Genomic DNA, 2,613 nt, shown 5'->3' on the forward strand with positions numbered 1-2,613 from the left:
CGCTCTAGTCAACCAACTCCATCCTTACTCCCCAAAGTTCCTACTACTGATTAAGTAATAAATGCTTCCTATACATTATGTGTCTTCCGAGATGATTTAGTCTTAATTTTCATCGATGAGCTTGTGTGTTTAGTCGCTGTAGCTTCTTCAATCATTATATTTTGCTCGATTTCAGCAATAAATTACCCCCATGAACGATTACAATTATGCATTTGAACTGCGCTCGCCTAACTAGTGCTGTTATTGAACAAGCTTTAATAGAAGGTCCGTTTTCAGTTCCTACGCCTACAGAAGCAGAAGCTTCAGTTAAATCCAATTCTTTATTTATAGAATTCACAGAAAATATAGTGGATTCTAATTTTTATTTGATAATGTAATTCTGGTTAAGATTTGCTATCAAGATTGGAGGAAATAGCAGCATGGAACATACAAATATTCAAAGTCCGGAATCGCTTTTTTTCTTGTGGTTGTTATGGGTGATAGCTACTACAATAGGCGGAATAATTTTTGGAGCTTGGATTTTTGGCAATGAAGATCATTTCTCCTTTATATTCATGACTGGTCTTATCATCGGAGTCGCTCAATGGTTGATTCTACGCCATTACATTCCATACGCTGGCTGGTGGATACTTGCTACCTTTCTTGGTTGGTTTGTGCGTATTTTTGTACCATACTACCAAACGACTATAGGACCTTTCGGATATGATGTCGTCAATAATTCTATAACTTTTACCTTACTTGGGGTTGCCCAATGGTTAGTTCTACGCCACCACACTCAATACGCAGCGTGGTGGATACCCGTTAGTACGGTAAGTGGGGTCGTGAGTGCAGCAGTGAGGTTGACTGTTACTGCATTTCTGGGTGATGTTAGCAGTTTGCATTATGTTATAAAAAACGTTTTGTTCTATGGTATAAGTTGGGCTGCGAGTGCGGCAGTAACCGGTATTATGCTGGCGTGGCTATTACGGTTTAAAAGTTTGCTGAGTTGAAAAAACACGCCCTTCATCATTCATGCAATCACCGCCGTTTTCACCATCCAAGGGCGTACTAATAGCTGTACTAGTGGCTCGCCCCCCGCCCAGCAGCAGTTTCGATAGCAGTGCTGACGCAATTCCCGCGCCTGCTTAATCGCTGTGACCCCACATTCTTGACAGTCAGGGGAATATCCACGACGTTACGAGGATAAACTTGAAACCGCTTTACGGGTAGTCCGATCCGCAGTAGATTTAATTCACCACTTGGTTCTAACGTTAACCGTAGAACTAATCGTCGTTCTTCAGAGAGCTGGGGCGAAAAAACCCGCACCATTAGATTGACGATCCCGACGAAATAAAGGAGGGGAGAGTCTAAAATCTCAAAGGCTGCATATTCTGATTTCACTTATCCCAATGAGTTATAGAGAAGCGTAAGTCCGGCTATAGAACTCTTTTCAATGTGAGAACAGCAGATGTACCCCAGAAGGTAAAAGACAGACCAGAGGTAATTAGATTGAGGGCACATGGTTGCTATGTAGATAAAATAGCGGCTCAGATTAAAGAGTCATTGACATTCTCAAAAGTTATTAGTTATATCAATGTAGGAGAAATTCAAGATGAAATGTAAGTTACAGATTTCCTTATTATTGTTAAACTTATTTGCTTCTGTAAGCACTTTTATAAATGCAGCAGTTGCACAAGAGATTAATGAGAATTATCAATCAAACAGCGATATTACTGAAAGAGAGGCAAACTTTACAAAGACACCAAAGCCAACAGGTCTAAATAAAGAACTCCAAGCTTTTTTTAGAAGTCAATATCACTATTGGGATGCATGAGTTTTAGCTAATTATTGGGGACAGTCGCTAGAAGATGCGAAAGCTAGAATTGGCAGAAAAATTCTTTGGGGAAGAAAGGATGTTGCTATCCTAGAACAGTTTCTTTTAGATGCTAGAGTGAAAGCTCTCCAGTCAGTAGGAACAACCCCAAACTCTCTATATAATGAGTCAAAATATAAATACGATGATGCCGCATTACTGGCTAAATTTTGGGGTGAACCGTCACCGGAGGATGCCAAAGTAAGGATTGAACGTAACTTAATTTTGGGAAATGACGAGATTATCGAGGAAGCATTGCAATATGCTCGTACCTCAAAATAGTAAGTTTAGACTAATTTTTAGCAATCATTAAACAGTGATGTCTGAGTTGAATTGGAAAATTGGTTTTGAGATTGAGCTAATGGCACCGCCACGACTTAGCAGACAGGATTTAGCAGAGGCCATCGCTCAAGAACATAATGGCGGGAGCATCCACTTTTGGCAGAAAGACTCAAATAGCTAATAAACCATTGAGATAAGCACAACGAATAGAGAGGATGTGATTAACACTATCAACCCACATTCCGCACTTCAATATGTAGTATGAAACTGGATTAGAACTCTCTGGTACGAGTAAATAAAAATACTCATAAGCTTTAAGCGTTTGAGTATTAAGAATAGGCTGAGAGTTACAAATTATACAAATAATTACTTAGACGATGAATACTTAGTTTTAAGCTTTTTAGAAAACTTAATATACATTGTTTTATCGTTTATCGTACCAAATTAGTTAGATACCACTCGTGAGACAATCAAAAAAA

General features: G+C 39.0%; 5 protein-coding genes. 4 read left to right on the forward strand and 1 reads right to left on the reverse strand.

All coding sequences use genetic code 11. The annotated features are described in order from the left end of the window. Positions 1-419: 419 nt before the first annotated feature. On the forward strand, positions 420-989 hold the full coding sequence (locus H6G97_RS49565) for a hypothetical protein (RefSeq protein ID WP_190947584.1): 570 nt from the start codon (positions 420-422) through the stop codon (positions 987-989). 70 nt (positions 990-1,059) lie between these two features. Here the strand turns inward: H6G97_RS49565 and H6G97_RS49570 are convergent, their stop codons facing one another. After that, positions 1,060-1,380, reverse strand: a complete 321-nt coding sequence (locus H6G97_RS49570) for a hypothetical protein (RefSeq protein WP_190947585.1) — start codon at positions 1,378-1,380, stop codon at positions 1,060-1,062. Between the two features lie 211 nt (positions 1,381-1,591). Between H6G97_RS49570 and H6G97_RS49580 the strand changes: the two genes are divergently transcribed. From H6G97_RS49580 to H6G97_RS49590, 3 genes are all read left to right on the forward strand, one after another. Beyond that, a complete protein-coding gene (locus H6G97_RS49580) occupies positions 1,592-1,813 on the forward strand; it encodes a hypothetical protein (protein ID WP_190947587.1) in 222 nt (73 codons plus the stop codon). A gap of 117 nt (positions 1,814-1,930) precedes the next feature. Continuing rightward, positions 1,931-2,134, forward strand: coding sequence for a hypothetical protein (locus H6G97_RS49585; protein WP_190947588.1), 204 nt, complete (start codon positions 1,931-1,933; stop codon positions 2,132-2,134). A 37-nt stretch (positions 2,135-2,171) separates the two neighbouring features. Next, positions 2,172-2,315, forward strand: coding sequence for a hypothetical protein (locus tag H6G97_RS49590; RefSeq protein ID WP_190947589.1), 144 nt, complete (start codon positions 2,172-2,174; stop codon positions 2,313-2,315). The last annotated feature ends 298 nt before the right edge of the window (positions 2,316-2,613 follow it).

The sequence above is a fragment of the Nostoc flagelliforme FACHB-838 genome, from assembly GCF_014698065.1.
GTDB lineage: Bacteria > Cyanobacteriota > Cyanobacteriia > Cyanobacteriales > Nostocaceae > Nostoc > Nostoc flagelliforme_B.